We start from the raw sequence: 22,555 nt of genomic DNA, 5'->3' as shown, positions 1-22,555 counted from the left end.
CTTTAAATACAGCATATTAGTTTCATTTAATTAGACTGCGCTTCATATTTTTGTTTGTATCTGTTTAATTAAACATCAGAACTTTCGAGTACGAATAAATCCAAAAAGAGCGAGCGAACATAAATCAACCAACAACAACTTTGTTATTACTGCGAATGCATAGTGAATAACAACAATTTTGGTTGAATCTGTGGAGTTATGAAGGTGGTTTGGGCTATTGGTTAAAGAAGTTCGCTAAAATCAATGCAAACAAAAAGGGTCTAGATTTCTCTAGACCCTTTTAGGTAATAACGCTTGGTGGCTTGATGTTGGCTAATTAAGCAAACATTAGCTAATTACTCGAAGTATTAGCTAGCCACACGACGTGATTATGCGTCGATGTAAAAAGCTTCTACAGTGCCTTTTAGAGTAATAAGCATTGGCTGACCAAAACGATCTAGCGCTTTTGGAGAAGGGATCTTAACCCAACCTTCGCTGATGCAGTATTCTTCAACATCAGTACGCTCTTTACCATTTAGACGAATGCCGATTGGGTATTCGAAACACTCAGCAACGTGGTGTGGGCTGCGTGGGTTGCCTGCAAGATGATCTGGTAAAGCTGGTCTTGAATTAGTATCGCTCATGTTCATTACCTGTATGTACGTAAATAAAAAAAGTGCGTCATTCTAGTCAATATAGGCTTTGTGCTCAACAACTGCTGCAATAAATCGTCTTGATCGTTTTAATCAACAGCTAGTTGTTTGATTTAAAGGCGATATCGGCATGAGTTTCAACGAAAATTTAACAGGCTTATGCATTATGGATGAAAGGGAGAAATTCATTACTCGAACGGCAGATAAACTAATATCAGGCTTTTATTCCGAGCTTATCGATTAAGCTCAATACTCATCACTTTATGGTTCGGTTCTGATTCGATATTTACGATTGACCAACCTAGCCCTTGGTAGAGACCCATGATATTGGTGTACGCGTAGAGTTGAGTTTGCACTGCAGAAGAAACCTGTCTGACACCACGATTAATCAGTTCACTGGCAATGCCTTGACCGCGCCATTGAGGGTCGACAAACACAGCGTTGATCCACACTACATCACGAACTTGGTGAGGTTCTTGAAAATAGGAATACGCCAAGCCACCAATGATCACATTATCGCGAAGTACTGTTATTACTGGAGGGAGTTGTACGTTTTCTTTATATGTATCTTTAAACTTGAAATCAGACCATTCACTTTGAAATAAGCCCTCTAACTCATGCCAATAAGGTGAGTTTTCATCGCAATTTCTAAAGATTACTTTCTGCATTTTTCCGTCCTTTTAAAGAGAGTAATTCGGCTATCCTAGCCTTGTTTAATCTAAGTGTAGGTAAAGCTACTCTTCTTCGTCGTAATCGTCTGCTGGGTCTTGATTAATTTCTTCGCCGCATCCTAGGCATTCACCTTGCAGATCCGTAGGCATCACAATAATCAAACCACAATGAGGGCAAAGATCGCCTTGTTGAAACATCCTGTATTCCTTCTACTTAATGGCTATTGCTTAGGATATTTTTGCTTACTCGCTTCTAGCCAGTCGTGAATCACTTGGCGAGCGGATTCCGACGGAGGTGCATTTCGTTTTCCGCAGATTTGGTCTATTTCAAAAGGAAATGCTTTGCTCGGGACGCGGCGTAAACCTATGGTTAAACGCTGAGGCTTGAGCATGCGGAACACCACATAACGATCGCTCATGATTCGGTTGTGATACACGCCAATACAGTGCTTCTGCTCGATGCCTTCGTGTTCAAGGTCGTAATAATCCGTGAGCGGATGAATGTTGTCATTGCCAAGTAAAGGAACGGGATAAGGGATGTCTTTATCCATTGGGCAGTTACCCTCCAAGCGTCGTAATTGGCGTTGCTCCGTCCAGCGGTCATGCAGTTGCTCAAACATCGCAAAAGAGTTCTGACTGGTAATCGCACGCAGTGGATCATCCATCTCCAAATCTTGCCCTAACAATATCGCATCTTGGAACATCGCCATCTTCGACGGTGCGTTAAGTCTGCCCTCTTCCACCATTGCAATCCCTAGCCTGCTACCAGTTAGAAATGGATGAACTTGGTCCAAACGCAGGGCTGTGTATCTAACTTTTGAGTAATGCTTAAACTTAAGGACTCGTCTTTGCAGCGGTTCGAGAATACGAACAATGTGGTCGAGTTCATCACCAACATTGTAATGAAGCTCTAGCTTGTCGATGAATTTGAGTGTCGCCTTGCTGCCGTCTAAGCCCAACTTGGTAAGGATCTTCTTCTGCCCTAAGCGACTTAGTGCCAGTGCTTTCTTGTTGTCGACACTGTATTTCATGCAGATCAAAGCCAAAATAACAGGCCTTAATTCAAGCAATTGCGCGGCTTCATAAGTATTCGCAGCAAGCCACAACATCTGGTATTGGTATTCTGGAAAGTCGTCGGTGATTTCACGATAACGCGCAGGTAATGAATTTAGCCAACGACCATTCACGTCAAACTGTTCAACAAGGTTGAGGCTCAGCCCAATGCCTCCATCAAGCGGTCGTCTACCATCTTCAAACACATGAAAGCCGACGAGCTTTTGAGACCAGTCTCGGATCTCAATATCGTAGTCGAAACCTAATGTTCGAGTGGGAATGGTTAGTAGTGCTGTCATTGATGCCTCTTCGTTATTGGCGCATTGAACTATCAAGCCTATCTAACAGCATAAGCTAGCGCTTCAACCACTATATCAACCTTTTGTAAATTTCTTACCAATCAAAGCGATATAAATACGATAGTGCTTAGAAGAACATTGAATGATGATTTTACGGAATATGAGATCTCTTCGATATCATTTGCGTCAACAGAAACTATGCTTGTTACATAACTCACAACAAGAGGCTTTAATTATGGATTACCGACATATTCTGGTCGCACTTGAACTGTCTGACGACACCAAGATTCTCATTGATAGAGCGACCTTCTTCGCTGATAAACTGGAGGCTGGCATTTCATTTGTTTATATCGATGGTACGCATGGAGAAATTTATCCAGAGCTCGTTGATATTCAGGGAAATGACGGTGATTTACCCATCAATGAAGATGCCGTTAAGCATTTGAAAGAGTTTGAAGCCTACGCCAAGCACCCAATCAAGCACATTTTCGTGGGAACGGGTGATTTGAACGATAAGCTCAAAAATGCCATCGAAGCCAACGGCGTTGACCTATTGCTGTGCGGCCATCACCATGATTTTTGGCATAAGCTCATCTCCCATTCTAAACAGATCATCGATACTTCCCCTATCGATATTCTCGTTGTTCCAATGGAATAGAAGCTCCAGTTCGACACTCAAAAATAACCGGCATTGCCAACCTCTATCGGTATTATTGGTTGGCTTGATATCCTCTTCAACACACTCATCCTGATCGAAATCTCCTATTTCCCACTTAGAGTAGTCATTTGTGATCTTGTCAGCCTATCAACTCGTAAGCGTCTAATAATTAACAAATCACGTCATTTCGATTTGAATCAACGTACTGAAATGTACGACCCAGACCATGCCTTCATCAATCAATGGACAGGCGGTAACGCAGTCACAACAAGCCTCACAAACCAGGACGCATTATGAAATTTAAAACGGTACGACTTGTATTAGGTGACCAACTCAACATTGAGCATTCATGGTTTAGACAGGTTAACGATGACGTTATTTACATCATTGCTGAGCTAAAACAAGAAACAGATTATGTTGCCTCTCACGTTCAAAAAGTGGCCGCGTTTTTCTGTGCGATGGGTTACTTCGCTAACGAACTCAAAGAACAAGGTCATCAAGTACTACACCTTACTCTTGACGACACAACGCAATTTGAAAACCTAGACACACTTCTAAAGCACTATGTACACGAATTCGGCGCAGAGAAATTCGAATATCAAAGGCCAGATGAATATCGCCTTTTAGAGCAGATGAACAAGCTCAAGCTCACCAATGCGACCAAAGGTTGTTGTGATACAGAACACTTCCTCTTTCCATTCGAAGAGATCGAACAACAGTTTCCGAAAGACAAACACATCATGATGGAGCACTTCTATCGCCGAATGAGAAAGCGTTTCGACATTTTGTTAGAAGACGGAAAGCCCGTTGGCGGCAAATGGAATTACGACGCGAACAATCGAAAGAAACTCAAGAAACAAGACATCGAAAACCTACCTCAGCCGCTGATGTTTACCAATGATATAACCGACATTTTGCAACGTATCGAACGTCACCAAGTACAAACCATTGGTCAAGTCGGTAACCAGTTACTATGGCCGGTGAACCGCGCACAAAGCTTGTCTCTACTCGCTCATTTCTGCCAAGTCTGCTTGCCGTTATTTGGGCAGTTTCAAGATGCGATGACGACAGAGCACGACTCTAAATGGAGCTTGTATCATAGCCGTATATCGTTCTCGCTGAACAGTAAACTGCTGAGCCCTAAAGAAGTGATTGATGCAGCACTGTCGGCCTACCAAGCATCCTGTCTTCGAGACAGCTCACCAGATAAGCCAAGCATCGATATTGCACAGGTCGAAGGATTTGTACGCCAAATACTGGGGTGGCGAGAGTACATACGCGCCGTCTATTGGGCAAACATGCCTGCTTACGCCAACAAAAACCATTACTCAGCACATAATAACCTGCCCCATTACTTTTGGGACGGACAAACCAAGATGAACTGCATGAAGCATGCGATTGACCAGTCTCTTGAGTTTTCTTACGCGCACCACATCCAAAGGTTAATGATCACTGGCAACTTCTGTTTAATCACGGGTATAGACCCTGACCAAGTCGATAGTTGGTACCTCGGTATTTACGTCGACGCGATTGAGTGGGTTGAAATGCCAAATACGCGAGGTATGGCACTGTTTGCGGATGGCGGGATCGTAGGAACCAAACCATACTCTGCCAGCGGTTCCTATATCAACCGCATGAGTGACTACTGCAAAGGCTGTCACTACAAGATAAAAGAACGCAGCGGCGAGCAATCTTGCCCTTTCAATAGCTTGTATTGGCGCTTTATGGACCAGCACCGCGATGCGTTAAACCGCAACCCACGTATGGGCATGTTATATCGCTCTTGGGACAACATGGATGAGCAATCACAACAAGCGATTCTCGATACTGCTGAACAACGAATCACAAACTTGGAGAACTTATAATGGTGGAGCAACTCAGATTACACATATTGGTGGTCGGTGGGAGCGGCGGTATTGGTTTCGCTGTGGTTAAACACCTATTATCTGAGCTCTCTCGGTTTGATTTTCTTGATGTGCATGTAGACGCGACTTACCACTCTCAACAGCCGGAACTAGAAAACAATCGCTTGACCTGGCACAAAGTCGACGCGACCAATGAAGCTGATATCAAGCGTTTGAGTTCTGAGTTTGAACAACTTGATTGGTTGATCAACTGCGTGGGTATGCTCCACACTCCAGATCTTGGACCGGAGAAAAACTTGTCGTCCATCGACCCTGATTTTTTCCTCAAAAACATCTCTGTGAACACCCTACCGAGCTTATTATTGGCAAAGCACTTCACGCCGATTCTTAGAGCGAGTGACAATCCAAAATTTGCTGTGGTATCCGCAAAAGTAGGTAGTATTTCAGACAACAGATTAGGCGGTTGGTATAGCTACCGCTCATCGAAAGCAGCCCTAAATATGTTCATCAAAACCATGTCGATCGAATGGCAACGCACCATTAAGAAAGGCACCGTGTTGGCTCTGCACCCGGGCACGACAGACACAGCTCTGTCGAAGCCTTTTCAGACCAATGTCCCTGAAGGTAAGTTGTTTGAGTCAAGCTATGTCGCCCATCAGTTGGTCGATATTATTCGCACTGCCACACCGGATAACAGTGGGCACTTCTACGCTTACGATGGTGAACAGTTAAATTGGTAGTTGATACGAGTGTCCGTCTTTCATTAGTGCTAAAAAAGAAAACCCAACAGAGTTGAAGCTCCATTGGGTTTTTATTTAGAAAGAACGCCTCTGTTTTAAAAGGCGTTTGGTTGATATCTAGCTAAAGATCAAAACTGATCATCACGATTATTCAGCCCAATTGAACTTAGTATCGTCAACACCTTCTTTCTCTTCTTTAGCTCGCTCGCGTCGATGTTGTTCTTCAATTCGCGCAGCGTCTATCTCTTGCATGATGGCTTCGATATCAGCCAAGTCGTCGGTTTCCGTAAACTCACCCGTCAGTTTGCTGTCTGGCTTCAAGTCGCCTTTCTCGTACAGCGCCCACATTTCCTTGGCATACTCGGTTTTTGCCAGTTCAGGAGCAAACTGAGCGTAATAGTCACGGATGTTATTGATGTCACGAGCCAGCATCCACTCAGCGTTGTTGTTAGCCGAAGCGTCAACCGCTTGTGGTAGGTCGATAATTACTGGACCGTACTCATCCACCAATACGTTGAACTCAGACAAGTCACCATGGATCAAACCAACACACAGCATTTTAACTACGTAAGTCATCATCACGGCGTGGTCTTCGATCGCTTGCTCTGCTGACATCACCACATCGTTCAAACGTGGTGCAACGTAACCCTCATCGTCAGTGACCAGCTCCATAAGCAGTACGCCATCAAAGCAACCATAAGGGACAGGCACACGAACACCCGCTTCTGCCAGTTTATATAAGGCATCCACTTCAGCACTTTGCCAAACCTTTTCTTGTTGTTCACGACCAAAGCCAGAGCCTTTTTCCATCGCTCGAGCGCGGCGGCTATTTCGGACTTTTCGGCCTTCACGATACGCGGTCGCTTTTTTGAAGCTGCGTTGGCTTATTTCCTTATATACCTTGGCACAACGGATCGTATCGCCGCAGCGCACAATGTACACCGATGCTTCTTTGCCACTCATGAGTTGGCTTGTCACCTCGTCGACTAAACCGTCGTCAACTAAAGGCTGTATTCTTTTAGGTATCTTCATGCCGCCTTTATACATCACTTATCTTACAGATAGAAATATTAACTTGAGAAATGAATGACGAAACGATTAAAGGATCATCAAAATTACGACAAAGGAAGGAAATATTGGAGTTAACGGGTTTAGATCATGAGGATTGACCTGATCTATTCAGATTATGGGACTAAGACTTATTACGACGACAACGTTCAGAACAGTAGATCACGTCATCCCAACAGCGCTGCCATTTTTTACGCCATGCGAAAGGCTTTTGGCAAACAGGACATATCTTAGTCGGTAAATGGGGTTTCTTGTGCATGGCCGTTTCCTTCTTGATGAGTCCACTTCCTTCGTTTACTAGAGATTCCCTATTACGCTCGTACCTCGCTTTAGAGAATGACGAAGGCAATACGAACAAAGCCTAGTTCTCTATGACGTTCGTTCCTGACTTTAAGGAGTGACTGCGTAGTGATTTGTGACTACTCCCGACTCCGTCATCCTCGAGAAGGAGGAACGACTGAGTCGGGGATCTGCTTCATCTAGCTCTGCTTGTATTTCTGCGCTGATAAATATAGCAAGAACCTAAGCAACAACCTTGTACTGTTTATCCATCTCACTCACACCTAAGCCTGAGTGTTTTGTCACTTTAAGCTGAACGGGTACTCGCTCTTTCAGTGCTTCAACGTGGCTAATCACGCCAATCATCTTGCCTGATGCATTCAAGTTATCCAGTGCGTTAAGTGCAATGTCCAATGTGTCACTATCCAACGTCCCGAAACCTTCATCTAAGAACAGAGAATCAATACTGGTTTTGTAGCTCACAAGATCAGAAAGCGCTAATGCCAACGCCAAGCTCACCAAGAAGCTTTCGCCACCTGATAAAGTCTTTGTATCACGCATCACATCGCCCTGCCATGTGTCGAGCACTTGCAGTTCTAAACCATCGTCGGCTTTACGTTTAAGCTCGTAACGACCATGCAAACGTTGTAGCTGCTTGTTCGCCAAGTACACCAAGTTTTCCAACGTTAAACCTTGGGCAAACTTACGGAATTTATCGCCGTTCTTAGAGCCGATAAGTGAGTTCAGACGTGAAATATCATCAAACTCGACTTGTTGCTCGTCGATCTGCTTAAACAGATCTTGCTGATTGCTGCGGTTCTGGCTATCCGTTTCAAGATTGGCAGAAATTGCGCCGATCTTGGTTGCATGGCTTTGTTGTGCGTTTTGACACTCAGTCGTCGCTTCTTCAACTTGCTGTTGGTTTTGCTCTTGCCATGCTTTCGCATTTTCGTGATTTAGTAGCTCCACTTTCGTCGTTTTGGCGGTGTTCAACCTTGCTTGCGCACTGACAATCGCTTCGTCTAAAGACTTCTTCAGGCTTTGAAGTTGAGTTCTAACCTCTTCATCTAACAACGCTGCTTCAAAATTAGCCTCATCTTCGAACGGGCTAGTTTTCAGCGCTTCTAACCAAGCATTCGACGCTTGTGTGTAGCTCGATTGCTTACTGACTAACTCGTCCGAGAAACCAGTGTGTTTGGTTTGCTCGGTTCGATGTTCAAGTTCGCTGCGGTTAAGCACTAACTGCGCGGCATCAAATGCATTTACTGCTTCAGTGACTCTTTGCTTCATCGCATTGCTGGTGGCTTGAATGTCTTTGTCACCAAACAACTCTGTTCTTTCAGCCGTTACACGAGTGAGTTCTGACACTAAAGACTCACTCTGTTGCGTCAGTGTCGCGAGCTCTTTCTCAACACTGCTTAGCTTGTCGTCTAACGTTTTCAATTCGGCATTTTGAGTAATCAGTTGCTTCTCAATATCGGCCTGTTGCTGTTTGGTTTGCTGCCATGTGCTTGATGCTTGCGATTTCGCAGTAAACCAATCATCGATATGCTCAAGTTCAGGTGCTTCGATAGAAGTTTGAACAATGCTCTCTTTCAAAGCGTTCCATTGCTGATCTTTCGTTTGAACTAATTGAGTCACTTGCTCGTTTGCGACTTGGTTTTGCTTATTAAGATCCGCTAAACGTTGCTCGGCCAACTCGAGATTAGATTGCGCCTTGTCAGCCATAACACTTATAGACAGGCGTTGTTTCTCAGCTTCGGCATAATGCGCTTTAGCATCACTCAACGCTTTGAGTTGCTGTGCGCTGTGACTTAGTTGAAGTTCACACTGCTGAGCAAAGGTCTCGACTGTAGCTTCATTGCCTAAATCGTTAATCGTTAACAGCGCCAGTTCATGAGCCGTGCCAACGAAATCCGATAAACTCTGTTGAAGCTTGCCGACAACGCTTTGCCAATTCAGTTGAGCCTGATGAATATCCGCTTGCGCTCGCTGAATGTCATCGTTAAGCGCAGCAATCATTGGAGCAAGAGAATCTAACTGCTGACGATGCTCTTGGCCTTCTTTTTTGATAGCTGTTAGCTCTAGGTTTTCTCTATCTTTTTGAGCAACCAAATTTGCAATATCTTGCGACTGCTCAATCGAATGGTCTGTTGAACCACACAGTGGGCACTCAGAGCCTGATTCTAGACCTGCACGGTATTTTGCCAACTCGCCTTCTTGATCAATCAAACGCGTTAATCGTTCAAGAGACGTCTCTTTCTCTTTATATCGCTCCACCAGCACTTCACGTTCTTTCGAAAGCTTGTCGACCAACTGGGTGTTGGTTTGATGTGCCTGTGTTTTTGCGTGCAGCTGTTGTTGGGCATTTAGGAAACCACGATTGATCTCAAGTAATGAGTGCGTATTGCGATTCCAAAACTCCAACAGATCTTTTTGCGAATTCAACACTTGCTCGCTAGTGTTGCCTTGCAAGGCTTCCCACTGTTGCTTTGCACTACTTTCTAGCACAACCAATTCAGCTAAAGTTTTATCTTGCGTTGCTTTAGCGTCTTGAGCAGATTTGATAATCGTTTGCTGTGCATCAACCGCAGACAACGCTTGCTTCGCTGAATTCAACTGCTCTGAATGCTGGCGCTCTAGAGTACGAACTTGCTCGACCTTTGCTTGCCACTGACCTAGGTATTTTTCCAAATTCTGGTCAGCTTGATGCGTATTTAAGTACTCAGTACTGCGTTGATCTTGTTGCTTTAGTGCATCTATTTTTTGAACCAAAACGACCTGTTGATTAAGCTGCTGCGTATGTTGCTCGTTTAGCGTGTTCGCTGCATTAACGGTCGCAGTTTGCTTATCTTTGAGTACGGCAATTTGGTTGTCTAGCGGACGCACGAGATCGATGATCTTATCTTGATCTTGTTGCTCACTTTTTACCTGTTCGACAATCGCACTGCTTTGAGTCAGTTTAGTTTGCGCGTCTTGCATTTCTGCATCACGAACGGCAAGTAACTTGGTGCTGTTATCTAGGTGAGCTTGAGTAGTGTTCACCTCTTGTTCGCAACGCTTTAAATCTTTGTGTACTGGACGCAGCTTTTCAGCCGGCTCACTGTTTGCCAAGCGCTCTAGTGACGGTTGGTTACGGTCTAACTCATCTTGCGCGGTTTTAAGATCCTGCTCACTGGTAACAAGCGTGTGCTCAGCTTTGGTTACGTCTTTCCACCAGCTGAGATGGGCTTGCCACTCTTTTAACTGTTCGGCTAGGCGGTTTTGTTCAGCTTCTAGCGTTTCACGCTCAGTGATTAGCGCTTGAATTTGTTCTTCCGAGAGCAGGCTCACGCCTTCTGCTTTCGCTTTGAGCTGATTAAGCGATGTTTCACTCGACTTAAAGTGATCGTAGATGCGCTCTGAGATCAGGCTATACACTTCGGTACCCGTCAGCTCTTCTAGTAGCTCTGCACGATCGTTGGCATTGGCATTTAAGAACGCCGCAAACTCACCCTGAGACAGCATGATCGATTTAGTAAAGCGTGAGAAATCGAGGCCCGTGACCTGCTCCACCAACTTGATCTTCTTAGTGAGCATGGTCTCTAACACTTTATCTGTGTCGGCATCTGCAAATTCACAGGTCGGCGTTTGCAGTGCGCCATCATGTTTGCCACGTGCGCGCTTTTGGTGGAAATTAGATCGGTACGTTTTACCTTGAACTTCAAATTCCAGTTCAGCACAACACTCACCCGTGCCACGCGTCATTAATTCGTTGTTGCCTTTAGCTATGCTCTTTAAACGCGGTGTGCGGTGGAACAATGCCAAACAAATCGCATCAAGAATGGTGGTTTTACCCGCCCCTGTTGGGCCAGTAATCGCAAACAGACCATTTTCTGCAAACGGTGATTGGGTGAAATCGAGCTTCCAACGTCCTTTCAAAGAGTTCAGGTTTTCAAATTCTAGGCTTAAAATCTTCATACGATTACTCTTCTACTTTATTGGGCGCTTGAGCGCTTTCAGACACTTCGACCATCACTTGTTTGAACTTCACCGTCATGCGCTCTAAACGCGCTTTTTCAGAATCGGTTTCAAACTCTTCTAAGGCAATACGCTTCGTAAACACGTCCATCGGGCTCAGTTCAGATAAGGTCTCTGCCGACTCTTGCTCTAATGCTTGATTACGACGCTCTCTTGCTCGGCGCAGTTGAAGTACTTCCACATTCAATCCTTCGGTCAGTGCGCGCATACGTTCTTGTAGATCCGACAAGTAATCTTGCGCTTGCACTTCTATCGATAACCATACGCTTTGGTCGCTATCTAAACCTATGTATTGGTTAAGCTGAGATTCGATCTCGCTCAAGTCGCCTTTGATTTCAGCTAGAGGTTGGAATGTGGGAACAGGCAGTTGAGAAATGGTGCGCTCACCTTCAACAAACTCAACCACACACACTTGTTTTTGAGACTTAAGTTCATCAAAACTTAGTGGGATTGGAGAGCCTGAATAACGAATGTATTCACGCTTTGCCACCACTTGTGGGCGGTGGATATGACCAAGTGCGATATAGTCTGCGTCTGGGAAGCCATCAGCGGCGAAACCATCAAGGTTGCCGACATAGATATCACGCACAGAATCCGATTGTTGGACACCCATCGCCGTTAAATGACCGGTAGCGATAATCGGCATGTGCTCGCTGTTTACAAACGTCGCGCGCTTAGCAACCGCCGCATCATAAACACTTTGATAATGCTGTTTGATTGCATCGCCGAGTTGCTTCTGACGCTCAACGCCAGTGACACCCGCCTGGCTCATCAACACATCGCGAGGGCGAATAAAAGGAATGGCACAAACCAGCGCTTCTACATCGCCGTTCTTGCCTTTTAGTTCGACAACCTGAGTCGCATGATCTTCATTGGTATTAGGAATCACGTCTGCGCCCATGTATTTGAGCAGCTGTTGTGTCTCTTTAAGCACAGAGACTGAATCGTGATTTCCACCTAATAACACCAATTGGCAACCGATCTTGTTCGAATCGACCACAAACTTGTTATACATCTCACGAGCGTAACTCGGCGGTGTACTGGTATCGAAAATGTCGCCAGCAACAATGATCGCGTCGATGTCGTGCTCTGTAACTTGCTCAAGTAACCATTGTAAAAACCGTTCATGTTCATTCTTGCGGCTTTTATTGTAGAAGTTTTGGCCAAGGTGCCAATCGGACGTGTGAAGAATCTTCATTGCTGCTCACTGGAAGTCTGTAATACCTTTAATCTACCAAAATAGTCGAGATAATTCCCTTTTATAAGCTTGTGAAAACCAACTAATTTCAGGCTTTGGACCAACTCCGCCCATAGCGTGACCAATCGTTATTTTTGACATAAAAAAACCGCTCAACGTTAGAGCGGTTTTAGGTGTCCATAGCTTTAGCTTTAAGCTATTTCACAGAGGTCGTCAAAAATTGTACGAAGCGCCCAGAGTTACTGTGCTAAACGCTACATCACGGCTTGCCAGTCTATTACCATTCGGGCCGAAGAATTCGATATTTACTGCATCTGCTTGTGAGATTAAACGTAAGGTTAGGCTTTCTACTGGCGTGTATTCAACACCTATACCAAAATGGAAGCCTAATTACGCGCAGCTAGACAATCAAAGATATTGCAATAGATGCCATGATCACGCCAACGACAAATTCCAACACCTTCCACGCTCTCGGGTTCTTAAACATTGGAGCCAAGAAGCGAGCGCCATATCCAAGTGAAAAGAAGAACACGAATGACGCCGATACCGCCCCAGCGCCAAACAACATTTGATCCGGTTGATATTGAGTTGAGATAGACCCCAGCAATACCACAGTATCCAAATACACATGCGGGTTAAGCCAAGTGAACGCCAAACACATCGCAATCGCTTTGGTTAATGAGTCTTTAGTTTCTGCCGTGGCTTCTAAGGCGTGGTTTTCGGTAAATGCTGATCGGAAGCTTAAGAATGAATAGACACCCAAAAAGATAGCGCCACCATAACGGGCGAACTGCTCAATTTGTGGGAACTGCTTAACGATTGCGCCAAAGCCCGTCACGCCAAAGCTAATCAGTAAGGCGTCAGAAATGGCACATACAGCACAAACTGCCAATACGTGTTGGTTCTTAAGCCCTTGCTTTAAAACAAACGCATTTTGAGAGCCAATCGCAAGAATCAGCGAAAGGCCAAGGGAGAAACCTGCAAAGTAAGTCGACATCTAAGGCTAGTCTCTTAACGCAACTCAATACTCATAAACTGGCTGTGCGGGTCTAACACATAATCAGCAAAGGGTTCACAGTATCCGAAGCCAAACTTTTCATACAGGTTACGCGCAGCCTTAAAGTAGTCTTCTGAGCCGGTCTCTAAACTGATTGTTTGATACTGGCGGGCGGTTGCTGTATCCAATACGTGCTGTAAAAGTTGGCTCGCAACACCTGACTTTCGAGCAAACTGTGAGGTTCTCATCGATTTGAGTTCAGCGTGTTGGGTATTCAGCTCTTTAATGGCGACACACCCAAGCAGTTGGCTGTCTTTCCAAGCGCTGAAAAAGGTAATTTCTGGTGACTTGAGCCCATCTAGATCCAGTGCATGGACGCTTTCGGCTGGCGAAGTGGCGTACATATCAGCAAGATGCTCTTCAAGCAATTCAACGACTTCCCCACCCGACAAGTCATCCACCTTAATTTCTATTGAAGCACTGCTTTCCAATGCTGTTCTATTTTCCATTGAACCCTGTGCATTTATTGCTGATGTCATTGTTACAACTCTCCTTGTTTAGTTCGCTTATTTAGCTTGAGTGATTTGGTTTTTATCAACAGCCCACTTTCCTTAATTGTTTCCTTTTCAAGAACTCGGTTTGAATCAGTAAAATTACTGATTAATCATAAAATTATAAATGTCACACTGGGTTTACCTAGATACCATATTTTTCCTATCTCGTCTCGTGATAAAAGCGTTCCGCAAAGCCCGTATGGTCGCTGCATTGAGGGAGCAACACCTGTTTTAGTTAACGAATAAGTAGTCAGGGCAAAGTGAATAGCGATGACACGCGTACTGATGTTGTTGGCAGCTTAAACATCCCTTTAAACGGTCTCATTTAAAACGACCATAAGTTAGAAAATAAAACGCTTTCATTGATCGAATATTTGATTGCGATTTTCCAATTTCGGTATATGATGCGCCACCCTAATTTTTCAGCTTATGCTGCAGGCAAATATGTCCGCCAACGCACTCTATACCGACCTATCCGGTTACTATGATTTAATGTGTGTAGATATTGACTACCAAGCGCAAAGTAACTGCGTACGTAGACTCCATCAAATCTTTGGAAATGAAGGAAAAACACACCTCGACTTAGCTTGTGGCACTGGCCCACACGTTCGTCATTTTATTGATTTCGGTTACCAAAGCGGTGGCCTAGATCTTAACAAGCCGATGTTAGATATCGCAGAAGTTCGCTGCCCGGAAGCCAAGTTCTCAGTACAAAACATGAGTAACTTTGAGGTCACGGAACCACTCGATCTTATCACTTGCTTCCTGTATTCCATCCATTACAACGATGGCCTTGAGAAGCTTAAAGAGTGTATTGAAAGTGTGCATCGTGCGTTAAAGCCAGAAGGTATTTTCTGTTTTAACGTGGTTGATAAAGACAAGATCAGCAACGACCTGTTTGTTAGACACACAACAAACCAAGACAAAGACGATTTCACGTTCCGTTCTGGTTGGTATTACTCTGGTCAGGGTGATAAGCAAGCGCTAAAGCTTAGCATCGAAAAGACGACTGCTGGTGAAACTCAAGTGTGGAATGATGAACACCCAATGGTGGCATTCTCGTTTAAAGAGTTAATCGAGATATTGAAGCCCTACTTCGAGGTTAATATCTTCGAGCACGATTACGACAAGCTGATTCCTTGGGATACTCAGTCCGGTAATGCGCTGATCACATGTGTCAAAATCTAGATTAATAGATAAACGGCAAATTAAACCAAATCTATAGATCAAAAAAGAACCCACACTCGCCATTCTCCTTTTAGAGCATCAGCCAGTGTGGGTTCTTTTGTATCAAGCTATCAGTTACTGAACTCTAAATTAGAAGTCCGCTGTCATACCTACGTAGTAAGTACGTGGCTCTTCAACATAGCCCATGCTCTCTAGCTCTTGTGATACAGCTTCGTCAGTTAAGTTCGTGATACCTGCACGTAGTCGTACTGAAGCATTCACGTTGTAGACAGCACCTAGGTTCAGCGTTGTGTAAGCGTCTTGAGTTAGATCGCTTTCGATCTGACGTTCACCACGGTAACGCGCACTCACGAAGGTACTTAGATCGTAAGTTGGGCTCCAGTTCAGTTTAACTAAACCCGAATGCTTGTAACGATCAAGTAATTCGTCACCAGTAGACTTATCTTCAGTGTCTAAGAATGTGTAATTACCAGACACACCCCATTCATCAGTAATTTGGAATTGGCCTGTAAGCTCAGCACCTTGAACTACAGCCTCTGATACGTTTGTATAAGTACGCTTACCATTCACATAGCCAGTTGAGCTTGAACTATCAGCGCAACCTTTACCCGATTCAAACACTCCGCCGTTCTCACAATAGGTTTCATCACGATCAATTAGGTCGTTGATTTCATTTCGGAATAAGGCACCTTCAACATTCCAACGAGGTTGGCTATAAATCGCAGCGATCTCATAGTTCAAGCTGGTTTCGGGCTTAAGATCTTCATTACCATGTAAATCACATACGCCTTTACAGCTATTAACTGTGTAGTCTGTCTGATTTTGAGTCAATGTTGGTGCTTTAAATGCTTTACCCACACCACCCTTGATGATCAGGTCATTCGTTGTTTGATGAACCAAGTACACACGTGGGCTGAACTCTTCACCGTACAGTTCATGCTTATCTAAACGACCACCAATGGTTGCCGTTAGTTGATCCGTCATTAACCATTGGTCTTGAACAAATAACGCACCTTGATAAGCTTCAGATGTACCATTGACTAAGTTTTCTTTGTTGGTTAATTCACTCAACTGGTAGTCCATACCAAACGTTACGGTGTGACTATCACCAAGATAAGTGGTCGCCGAAGCTTCAACAATTTGAGTCAGCTCTTCGATGTCACTGCTATAGTTAGTATCTGAGTCCGCAGCATCATTATCTGTCACATTTTCACGTGAATAACGTACTTGCGTGTCACCCCAGCTCCAAAAACCACTATGTGTGATCGCTTGGCTCTGACGTACAACACGTGTGTCAGACTCAATCACAGATGATACGTTTTCCGCAGATGACTCACGTTCATCATCACTGTAGCCAAAATCGAAATCGATGGTTTGGTTATCTGTCGCATTCCATGTCAGGCTTGCAAGTAAGCTTAACGTGTCACGTTCTTCTAGAGCTGTTACATCTGAACGATCGTAACCAAAGCTGTGTGTACCAGAATATGGTTGCCAAGCGTTACGGCTAGTTTGGTTAACAGATAGGCGAGCAAACAACTCGTCTTCAATCAACGCACCAGATGTCGTGAAGCCCATCGAATACTCTTCCCCTCCATCACCATCAAGTGGAGATGAAGTGTCCATGGTCAGTGTAGAGCTCCAATCGTTTTCTGGAGCCTTAGTGATGATGTTGATTGTACCGCCCATACCATCTGAACCGTAAAGTGCAGACATTGGGCCACGGATTATTTCAACACGTTCGATCGAATCAGCAGGAATCGTTGATAGGTCAAAGTCGTTACCACGGATGATGGCACTTGCAGAGCTTAAACGACGACCGTTCACCATGATAAGAGTGTAATCTGAATCCATACCACGAATAGAGATCATCTGACGGCCAGCACGTGTGCTATCAAAATCAGACTCTACACTCGTTGATTCTGCAACGATGTCCGCCAAGGTAATACCAGGGCTGTCTTCAATGTCTTGCGCGGTGATAACCGACATTGAAGCTGGCGCTTGTTTTAGTGCCATCTCGGTACGAGTTGCCGTAACAACCATTTGCTCATCTGTTGCTTGCGCTTCTTCTTGCGCCAACACGTTAGCTGAAAGTGAGGTACAAATAACAGCGACTGCGATCGAAAGGGGTTTACGAACCAAAAGAGGTTTGCGAATCAAAAGAGATCTCTCAGACATGATATTCATTCTTATATGTGATTGGTAATGATAATGGTTTGCATTAAACAACCAACTACCACGCTTATCAACGAAAGTTTCATACCAAAAATCGATTCTCGTTATTCACCATTCAAATAATGAAAGAGATCTATATCCAACTCGATAGGTATTCGTAATTTTCATTCACCCTGCAGATGGATTATGTATAAAGCTCTTTGAATATATTGCGAACCCAGCGACACATCGGGTCGTTATGAAAGCGCTTATGCCAGTATAAGTAGACGTCTTCTGATGGGTGGCGCAACGCTTTAGGCACGCGTTTACAAACAAGATCTCTTTGCGTAGCGGCTTGTTGAGCAAAAGGTGTCGGTAAATGAAAGATGATGTCGGTTGCTTCTGCCATATCCGGCGCGACGTTAAAATTGGAAAGCTGAATTGGAATGGACAGCTGGCGCTGCTTATCAATCAAGCCAAGATCTTTAAATCGACTTTCGATCGAGAGCTTCTTATCCCCTTGCAGTGAGATTTGACCAAGTTGGCTATTCAACAAGTCATCAACCGTGATCTCTTTGTCCGCCAAAGGATGTTTTTTACTCATCAGCAAACGGTAATCGCGGCTAATCACGAACATTCGATACAAATTTTGCTCTGAACTTAACGGCTCGTGGGTCGACAACACAAAGTGCGCATCACCGGATAACAGAGGCTCAAAGTGTCGTTTAGGAATCGAGTCGATATCAACAGTCATGTTTGGCGCTTGTTGACGTATCTCCGCAACTACCTTGGGCAGCAAGTGCGCGACATTAGGCACTAAACCAAAGAAGCGAACCGTACTGTCACTGCTTTGCGGTTCGAATACATCGCCATGTACCAGCTTTTCTAAACGTGTCAGTACCGAATTGAGATCTTGCTTAATGGCTTCTGCTTTTGGCGTTAACTCATAGCCATAAGCCGCTCGCACCAATAGATCATCATTGAAAACGGTACGCAGTTTTTGCAGAGATCGGCTCACCGTAGGTTGGCTCATATCCAGCGCCAATGCCGTGTTGGAAACGTGCTTCTCTTCAAGAAGGTGTTTAAGAATAACGAGTAGATTGAGGTCGACTTGAGCAAGATTCATTATGCAAATATTAACAATATATAAAATTCAATGTGCGCATAGTGCTATTTCTTAACATGTAATACAATTGATAATCACTCCTATTTTGATCTAGAGCAATATGCAGAGCAGAGTTTAAGGTTAAGTGGGTTTTAAAGCTCTAAGTCAGAACTGTTTAAACATAAAAAAGAGAGGCACAATGGCCTCTCTTTGATCGTCTACTTTATATTGCTAGCGTTGAGCTATCAGACTACAGCTTTGTCCAAGCATCTTGCCAGTATTGGCTATCGCCTGGAGCATAAGAAGCGCTTGCACACCATGCCGTGTATGGCCAAGGCTTACATTCGTACAAGCCATTATCGCTGCCGACCACAATGTCACCCGCTGCGTAGTTTGTGTCCGCTTCATATGGAGGGTAATCACCTGGAGGAGGTGTTGTTCCGCCACCGTCTTTAACAGCGAACGAATCGTTTACCATCACCATTTCACCGTCAGATGCTTTACCGACTACTTCAAGTGCATATTGCCCTTCCGCTACATCGTATAAGTCGATGGTAATAGCACGGCTGTCCGTTACGTTAACCTTAGTTTGCTCAACCACAGTACCTGCACTGTTGATCACCATAGCGGTAACATCTAATGCTTCATTTGATGTCAGTGTCAGATCTAAACGCACGTTGCCGTTATCTGGCGCATATTGTGATTGAAGTCCTGAAACCGAAAGCTCTAAGTCATCGCCCGGATCTGGGTTACCACCACATGAAGAGTCTGAAACTTTTCTCCAAACGCCCCACTCACCTGTTGTTCCTGGCTCTTCGCCGCGAGTGTACCAACCTGCTCCCCACGTTGAACCGTCATGAGATACTTGGTCACCTTCAACATAAACGGTGTCGGCATCCCATGCAGCAGCACAGTTAGAACCATCAGTTACAGACACTTTACGGTCAACGGTTACGGTTTGGTTCGCGCTGTCTGTCACGCTATACACAAGTGTGTAGTTGCCGATTTCATTTACATCGACACTGCCAGTGTGTGTAATAGTGCTTGTCAGGTCGCCATCTTCAGCATCATTCGCCGTCACGCCTGCCATAGCATCAAATGCAGTACCCAACACAACTGTTGTGTCAGATACGCCATTAAATACTGGCTTCTGGCTGTAAACCTCTACCGTTCTCGCTTTAGTGGTTTCGTTGTTATCGCTGTCTTTCACTCGGTAAGTCAAAACGTAAGTGCCAATAACACTGGTTTCAACGTAACCTTCAACATCGATTGATGACGTTAGATCGCCGTCTTCTTTGTCTGTTGCCGTCACGCCATCCATAGGATCAAACGTTGTGCCGTGAAGAACACGCGTATTTTCGACACCTTTAAGAACGGGCTCGCCCTCGACTGGTGGTGGCGTTACCTGACCGTGTACAAACGGGCCGTAGTCTTTAATAAACTGCTCGTTGTATTGTTGGCCGCTTTTGTTGGTGCCCATGTCCCAGTTGATAGACCAAGTCATCACACCACGTAGCGGTTGACCTTGCGCCGTTAGGCTATCAAATGCGTCGTATAAATCTTGTGGCTCTTGTACAAAACCGGTTGCTGCAGCATCGATGCTTGAAGGAATACCAAACACGAGCTTGTCATGTGGGATCTTGTGGAAACCACGCGTTCCGTTGATAAGAGAATCAGAAATGTAGTAGATGAACTCTTCTTTTAACGCATCGTTGTTTTGAGCAATCCAACCCACGCCTTCAACCCAGATACCATCGCCACCTTGGTTGTAGAATTGTGGGTTAATCCAGTCGTAATAGCCTTCTAGATTATCGATATAAGGAACGTACTTACCGCCTGTCGTGAGATACGGGAACTCAGGCGCCATAGTAATAAGGAAGTTTTTACCTTCAGCACGGTAGTGGTCTTTTACCAACTTAAGAGCATCAGGAATCACGGTTTGATTGTTTGCTGCGGTTACGGCTGCTTGTTCAAGGTCGATATCTAGGCCATCGAAGCCGTAACGCTCAGTTAGACGGATAATCTCATCAGCAAAGGCTCTTTCATCACCGGTTTCTAGCTCTACGTGTGCATCAGCACCACCCAAAGCCAACAGTACAGAGCGACCTTGCTTGTTGAGCTCAGAGATTTGGTCAATAAATTGTTCTTCTGAAAGCCCAATGGTTGGGTCCAGTTTAAAAGTTGGGATTCGACCATCAGCCACATCGTAAACCTTCATGAATGACACATTCACGATGTTGTACATTGGGTTCACTTCATCCAACGTCACACATGGCGCATTGCCACCTTGGTAGCCGCCACCGTCACACCAGTTATGCCAATAGCCAACCACGACGCCAGAGTCTGGATTCGTCATATCTGAACCATTCGCATAAACAGCGCCAGACATAGCCGCCATGCCGACCGATACTGCTAATTGTAGAGCTTTACGTTTCAACATTAGTCCCACTTCCTTACTTAACAGCTGTGCCAATCACAACCGAACCAATTCATTGTAATCATGAATATTTATAGAAAAGTAATGGAATTTTTAGGAAAAGATGACCTTTGATTTAACTTGTGATTTTAAGTCACAGATTGAATATCAGAATCAATATGACTTTGACTTTTCATTCAAATTGAAATGCTAAAAACTGTTATTTTCGGCTGAATGCATTGACCATATAAATATTTGATCAACCTTAATTCACTAAGATAATTAACCAAAAATATAAAAAATCACCGATAGGAAAAAATAAACTATAAATCGGCAAAAATCATCCCAAATACGCCGTAATTACTGACCTAAGACCAGATACCATTGCGAGTGATATCACTAAAACAGCTTGGATATAGCCATCATACATGTGCTAGCAATACACACGTATAACGGAATATAGTAGCAAGAATTTGTAGGATTTTGAATGTATACGTCGGGAGTTTTTCAGTTAACCGTCAGTGCCAGATGAATAATATGCATCCAATAGTGAAATAAAATTCACCTTATCAAGTTCATTAAGTTGATTAATTCCAGCCGCTGCTTTTCTTCCTCCGCCAGTCGCAAAACTTGAGCAAATTTCGTCTGCACCCGTTCTATTTGATAATGGCGCACGTAAGCTCACCGTGTAAGACTCGCCGTCTTGGTTTTTCGTTAATACTGCTTGCGCTCGGTTTGGATCTTGATTAACGATTTCATTACCAAATACGCCACTGATGCGCCTTGCCCACGTCTCACCTGGCAGTTCAAACACACGTGCGACTTCACTTTCATAAACAGGAGCAAGGTTTGATAACTGCTGGCGATCATTTTGATAAGCATCTCGTAGTCGATAAAACACCGAGTCTTTATCATCCAAAAGATCAAACGGATTCGGGTATTGATAAAGGGTTTTGTAGAGCTCAGCTGGCGTGAAATGCAAATCACTCAGTGACGAACCGTAACCGTTGTAGTTAACCAAGGTACCTAGCTCTTCTAGAAACTCTTTTTGAGATTGAGCGAATCCATTTTCATCCGCTAGCCGCGCCGCCACCGTTTTTAGATTGTCGCCAAAGGCAGCTGCGATTGCCCAAGCCACATGCACACCATTCAGCTTCTGGTTAATCAGCAAGCTCGTGCAGCTCTCTGGCGCGGTATCAATCAGAGTATCTAAATGACTAGAAGTTGGGACATCCCCTGTTCGGTGGTGATCGCAATAAAATACATTGATGTTTGCGTCTAGCAGTGAGTGCAGTGCAGGCAGGTTTTTCTCCATCGATACATCTAAAACGGTAACGGAAGAAATGTCACCTTGCTTACCCGGCTCCATAATTTGAGTAACAACTTGAGAGACCAACTTAATATCACGCTTAACACCAGTAATGAGCACGCTCTCTCTTGGCTCACTTAATCGCAGCTGTAACAACGCGATTATGCCATCTGCGTCTCCGTTGAATACGTCGTAGTGCATGTTGTTCCTCTTCCTATAGATTTAACCGTTTGCCAGAAACGCGCCAATTCGTTTGTGTGTTCGATAGTCTGTCATTATTTTAGTTATATTTCACAGATACTTAAGTCTATTTTGGAATGCCTTATTCTCATTAGATTGAAAAGATAAATAC

The 22,555-nt window shown here is 44.4% G+C and carries 18 protein-coding genes and 1 pseudogene; 4 read left to right on the top strand and 15 right to left on the bottom strand.

Annotated elements, in window-relative coordinates; all coding sequences use genetic code 11:
- Window positions 1-368: 368 nt before the first annotated feature.
- The 4 genes from AB4517_RS20900 to AB4517_RS20885 all read right to left on the bottom strand — a co-directional run bounded on the left by AB4517_RS20900 (window position 369) and on the right by AB4517_RS20885 (window position 2,655).
- Entirely contained in the window at window positions 369-623 is a 255-nt protein-coding gene (locus tag AB4517_RS20900; protein ID WP_017059204.1) for a DUF3297 family protein, read from the bottom strand.
- 242 nt (window positions 624-865) lie between these two features.
- On the bottom strand, window positions 866-1,300 hold the full coding sequence (locus AB4517_RS20895) for a GNAT family N-acetyltransferase (RefSeq protein WP_372149772.1): 435 nt from the start codon (window positions 1,298-1,300) through the stop codon (window positions 866-868).
- Window positions 1,301-1,366: 66 nt separating this feature from the next.
- A complete protein-coding gene (locus AB4517_RS20890; RefSeq protein WP_017059202.1) occupies window positions 1,367-1,501 on the bottom strand; it encodes a hypothetical protein in 135 nt (44 codons plus the stop codon).
- A 23-nt stretch (window positions 1,502-1,524) separates the two neighbouring features.
- Window positions 1,525-2,655 carry a PcfJ domain-containing protein gene (locus tag AB4517_RS20885; RefSeq protein WP_372149769.1) on the bottom strand — a complete coding sequence of 377 codons (1,131 nt, stop codon included), beginning with the start codon at window positions 2,653-2,655 and terminating at the stop codon, window positions 1,525-1,527.
- Window positions 2,656-2,890: 235 nt separating this feature from the next.
- On the opposite strand from AB4517_RS20885, the gene AB4517_RS20880 reads away from it, so the two are divergent.
- The 3 genes from AB4517_RS20880 to AB4517_RS20870 all read left to right on the top strand — a co-directional run bounded on the left by AB4517_RS20880 (window position 2,891) and on the right by AB4517_RS20870 (window position 5,918).
- A complete protein-coding gene (locus tag AB4517_RS20880; protein ID WP_017063967.1) occupies window positions 2,891-3,313 on the top strand; it encodes a universal stress protein in 423 nt (140 codons plus the stop codon).
- Window positions 3,314-3,606: 293 nt separating this feature from the next.
- Entirely contained in the window at window positions 3,607-5,178 is a 1,572-nt protein-coding gene (locus tag AB4517_RS20875) for a cryptochrome/photolyase family protein (protein ID WP_372149768.1), read from the top strand.
- Window positions 5,178-5,918 (top strand): SDR family oxidoreductase, encoded by a 741-nt coding sequence (locus tag AB4517_RS20870; RefSeq protein WP_017070716.1) that lies wholly within the window; start codon window positions 5,178-5,180, stop codon window positions 5,916-5,918. The genes AB4517_RS20875 and AB4517_RS20870 overlap by 1 nt, the downstream gene beginning before the upstream one ends.
- A 147-nt stretch (window positions 5,919-6,065) precedes the next feature.
- Here the strand turns inward: AB4517_RS20870 and AB4517_RS20865 are convergent, their stop codons facing one another.
- The 7 genes and pseudogenes from AB4517_RS20865 to AB4517_RS20835 all read right to left on the bottom strand — a co-directional run bounded on the left by AB4517_RS20865 (window position 6,066) and on the right by AB4517_RS20835 (window position 14,019).
- Window positions 6,066-6,950 (bottom strand): PA4780 family RIO1-like protein kinase, encoded by an 885-nt coding sequence (locus tag AB4517_RS20865; RefSeq protein ID WP_029235559.1) that lies wholly within the window; start codon window positions 6,948-6,950, stop codon window positions 6,066-6,068.
- A 160-nt stretch (window positions 6,951-7,110) separates the two neighbouring features.
- Complete coding sequence (locus AB4517_RS20860) at window positions 7,111-7,245, bottom strand: DUF2256 domain-containing protein (RefSeq protein WP_081324519.1); 135 nt, start codon at window positions 7,243-7,245, stop codon at window positions 7,111-7,113.
- A 263-nt stretch (window positions 7,246-7,508) separates the two neighbouring features.
- Window positions 7,509-11,225 carry an SbcC/MukB-like Walker B domain-containing protein gene (locus AB4517_RS20855; RefSeq protein WP_372149765.1) on the bottom strand — a complete coding sequence of 1,239 codons (3,717 nt, stop codon included), beginning with the start codon at window positions 11,223-11,225 and terminating at the stop codon, window positions 7,509-7,511.
- Window positions 11,226-11,229: 4 nt separating this feature from the next.
- Window positions 11,230-12,483 (bottom strand): exonuclease subunit SbcD, encoded by a 1,254-nt coding sequence (gene sbcD / locus AB4517_RS20850; protein ID WP_017063974.1) that lies wholly within the window; start codon window positions 12,481-12,483, stop codon window positions 11,230-11,232.
- A gap of 213 nt (window positions 12,484-12,696) precedes the next feature.
- Window positions 12,697-12,870: pseudogene (locus tag AB4517_RS20845) on the bottom strand (porin family protein); the annotation flags it as partial.
- Window positions 12,871-12,883: 13 nt separating this feature from the next.
- On the bottom strand, window positions 12,884-13,480 hold the full coding sequence (locus AB4517_RS20840) for a LysE/ArgO family amino acid transporter (protein ID WP_017059193.1): 597 nt from the start codon (window positions 13,478-13,480) through the stop codon (window positions 12,884-12,886).
- 14 nt (window positions 13,481-13,494) lie between these two features.
- Entirely contained in the window at window positions 13,495-14,019 is a 525-nt protein-coding gene (locus AB4517_RS20835; RefSeq protein ID WP_371721956.1) for a GNAT family N-acetyltransferase, read from the bottom strand.
- Between the two features lie 459 nt (window positions 14,020-14,478).
- Here AB4517_RS20835 and AB4517_RS20830 point away from each other — a divergent pair, with 459 nt between their 5' ends.
- Complete coding sequence (locus tag AB4517_RS20830) at window positions 14,479-15,222, top strand: class I SAM-dependent methyltransferase (protein WP_029235856.1); 744 nt, start codon at window positions 14,479-14,481, stop codon at window positions 15,220-15,222.
- 129 nt (window positions 15,223-15,351) lie between these two features.
- Here AB4517_RS20830 and AB4517_RS20825 read toward each other — a convergent pair whose 3' ends face one another.
- From AB4517_RS20825 to AB4517_RS20810, 4 genes are all read right to left on the bottom strand, one after another.
- Entirely contained in the window at window positions 15,352-17,397 is a 2,046-nt protein-coding gene (locus tag AB4517_RS20825; protein WP_372149762.1) for a TonB-dependent receptor domain-containing protein, read from the bottom strand.
- A 181-nt stretch (window positions 17,398-17,578) separates the two neighbouring features.
- Window positions 17,579-18,499: a LysR family transcriptional regulator gene (locus AB4517_RS20820; protein ID WP_017059189.1), complete on the bottom strand. Its 921-nt coding sequence runs from the start codon at window positions 18,497-18,499 to the stop codon at window positions 17,579-17,581.
- A 229-nt stretch (window positions 18,500-18,728) separates the two neighbouring features.
- On the bottom strand, window positions 18,729-20,918 hold the full coding sequence (locus tag AB4517_RS20815) for an immunoglobulin-like domain-containing protein (protein ID WP_372149759.1): 2,190 nt from the start codon (window positions 20,916-20,918) through the stop codon (window positions 18,729-18,731).
- Between the two features lie 487 nt (window positions 20,919-21,405).
- The gene (locus AB4517_RS20810) at window positions 21,406-22,404 is read right to left on the bottom strand and encodes a DHH family phosphoesterase (RefSeq protein ID WP_372149756.1); all 999 of its coding nucleotides are present in this window, start codon (window positions 22,402-22,404) and stop codon (window positions 21,406-21,408) included.
- Window positions 22,405-22,555: the final 151 nt, after the last annotated feature.

The sequence above is a fragment of the Vibrio sp. 10N.222.52.C3 genome (assembly GCF_041474195.1).
In the GTDB taxonomy this organism is placed as follows: Bacteria; Pseudomonadota; Gammaproteobacteria; order Enterobacterales; family Vibrionaceae; genus Vibrio; species Vibrio crassostreae_C.
Note: the sequence above shows the minus strand (reverse complement) of the source record. Positions and strands in the feature narration are given on the sequence as shown.

Excerpts from the sequence above, each read along its gene's own strand:
- AB4517_RS20835 (WP_371721956.1), bottom strand. The coding sequence starts at position 14,019 with ATGACATCAGCAATAAATGCACAGGGTTCAATGGAAAATAGAACAGCA.
- AB4517_RS20820 (WP_017059189.1), bottom strand. The coding sequence starts at position 18,499 with ATGAATCTTGCTCAAGTCGACCTCAATCTACTCGTTATTCTTAAACAC.
- AB4517_RS20880 (WP_017063967.1), top strand. The coding sequence starts at position 2,891 with ATGGATTACCGACATATTCTGGTCGCACTTGAACTGTCTGACGACACC.
- AB4517_RS20825 (WP_372149762.1), bottom strand. The coding sequence starts at position 17,397 with ATGTCTGAGAGATCTCTTTTGATTCGCAAACCTCTTTTGGTTCGTAAA.
- AB4517_RS20815 (WP_372149759.1), bottom strand. The coding sequence starts at position 20,918 with ATGTTGAAACGTAAAGCTCTACAATTAGCAGTATCGGTCGGCATGGCG.
- AB4517_RS20900 (WP_017059204.1), bottom strand. The coding sequence starts at position 623 with ATGAGCGATACTAATTCAAGACCAGCTTTACCAGATCATCTTGCAGGC.
- AB4517_RS20870 (WP_017070716.1), top strand. The coding sequence starts at position 5,178 with ATGGTGGAGCAACTCAGATTACACATATTGGTGGTCGGTGGGAGCGGC.
- AB4517_RS20865 (WP_029235559.1), bottom strand. The coding sequence starts at position 6,950 with ATGAAGATACCTAAAAGAATACAGCCTTTAGTTGACGACGGTTTAGTC.
- AB4517_RS20860 (WP_081324519.1), bottom strand. The coding sequence starts at position 7,245 with ATGCACAAGAAACCCCATTTACCGACTAAGATATGTCCTGTTTGCCAA.
- AB4517_RS20885 (WP_372149769.1), bottom strand. The coding sequence starts at position 2,655 with ATGACAGCACTACTAACCATTCCCACTCGAACATTAGGTTTCGACTAC.
- AB4517_RS20840 (WP_017059193.1), bottom strand. The coding sequence starts at position 13,480 with ATGTCGACTTACTTTGCAGGTTTCTCCCTTGGCCTTTCGCTGATTCTT.
- sbcD (WP_017063974.1), bottom strand. The coding sequence starts at position 12,483 with ATGAAGATTCTTCACACGTCCGATTGGCACCTTGGCCAAAACTTCTAC.
- AB4517_RS20810 (WP_372149756.1), bottom strand. The coding sequence starts at position 22,404 with ATGCACTACGACGTATTCAACGGAGACGCAGATGGCATAATCGCGTTG.
- AB4517_RS20890 (WP_017059202.1), bottom strand. The coding sequence starts at position 1,501 with ATGTTTCAACAAGGCGATCTTTGCCCTCATTGTGGTTTGATTATTGTG.
- AB4517_RS20830 (WP_029235856.1), top strand. The coding sequence starts at position 14,479 with ATGTCCGCCAACGCACTCTATACCGACCTATCCGGTTACTATGATTTA.
- AB4517_RS20875 (WP_372149768.1), top strand. The coding sequence starts at position 3,607 with ATGAAATTTAAAACGGTACGACTTGTATTAGGTGACCAACTCAACATT.
- AB4517_RS20855 (WP_372149765.1), bottom strand. The coding sequence starts at position 11,225 with ATGAAGATTTTAAGCCTAGAATTTGAAAACCTGAACTCTTTGAAAGGA.
- AB4517_RS20895 (WP_372149772.1), bottom strand. The coding sequence starts at position 1,300 with ATGCAGAAAGTAATCTTTAGAAATTGCGATGAAAACTCACCTTATTGG.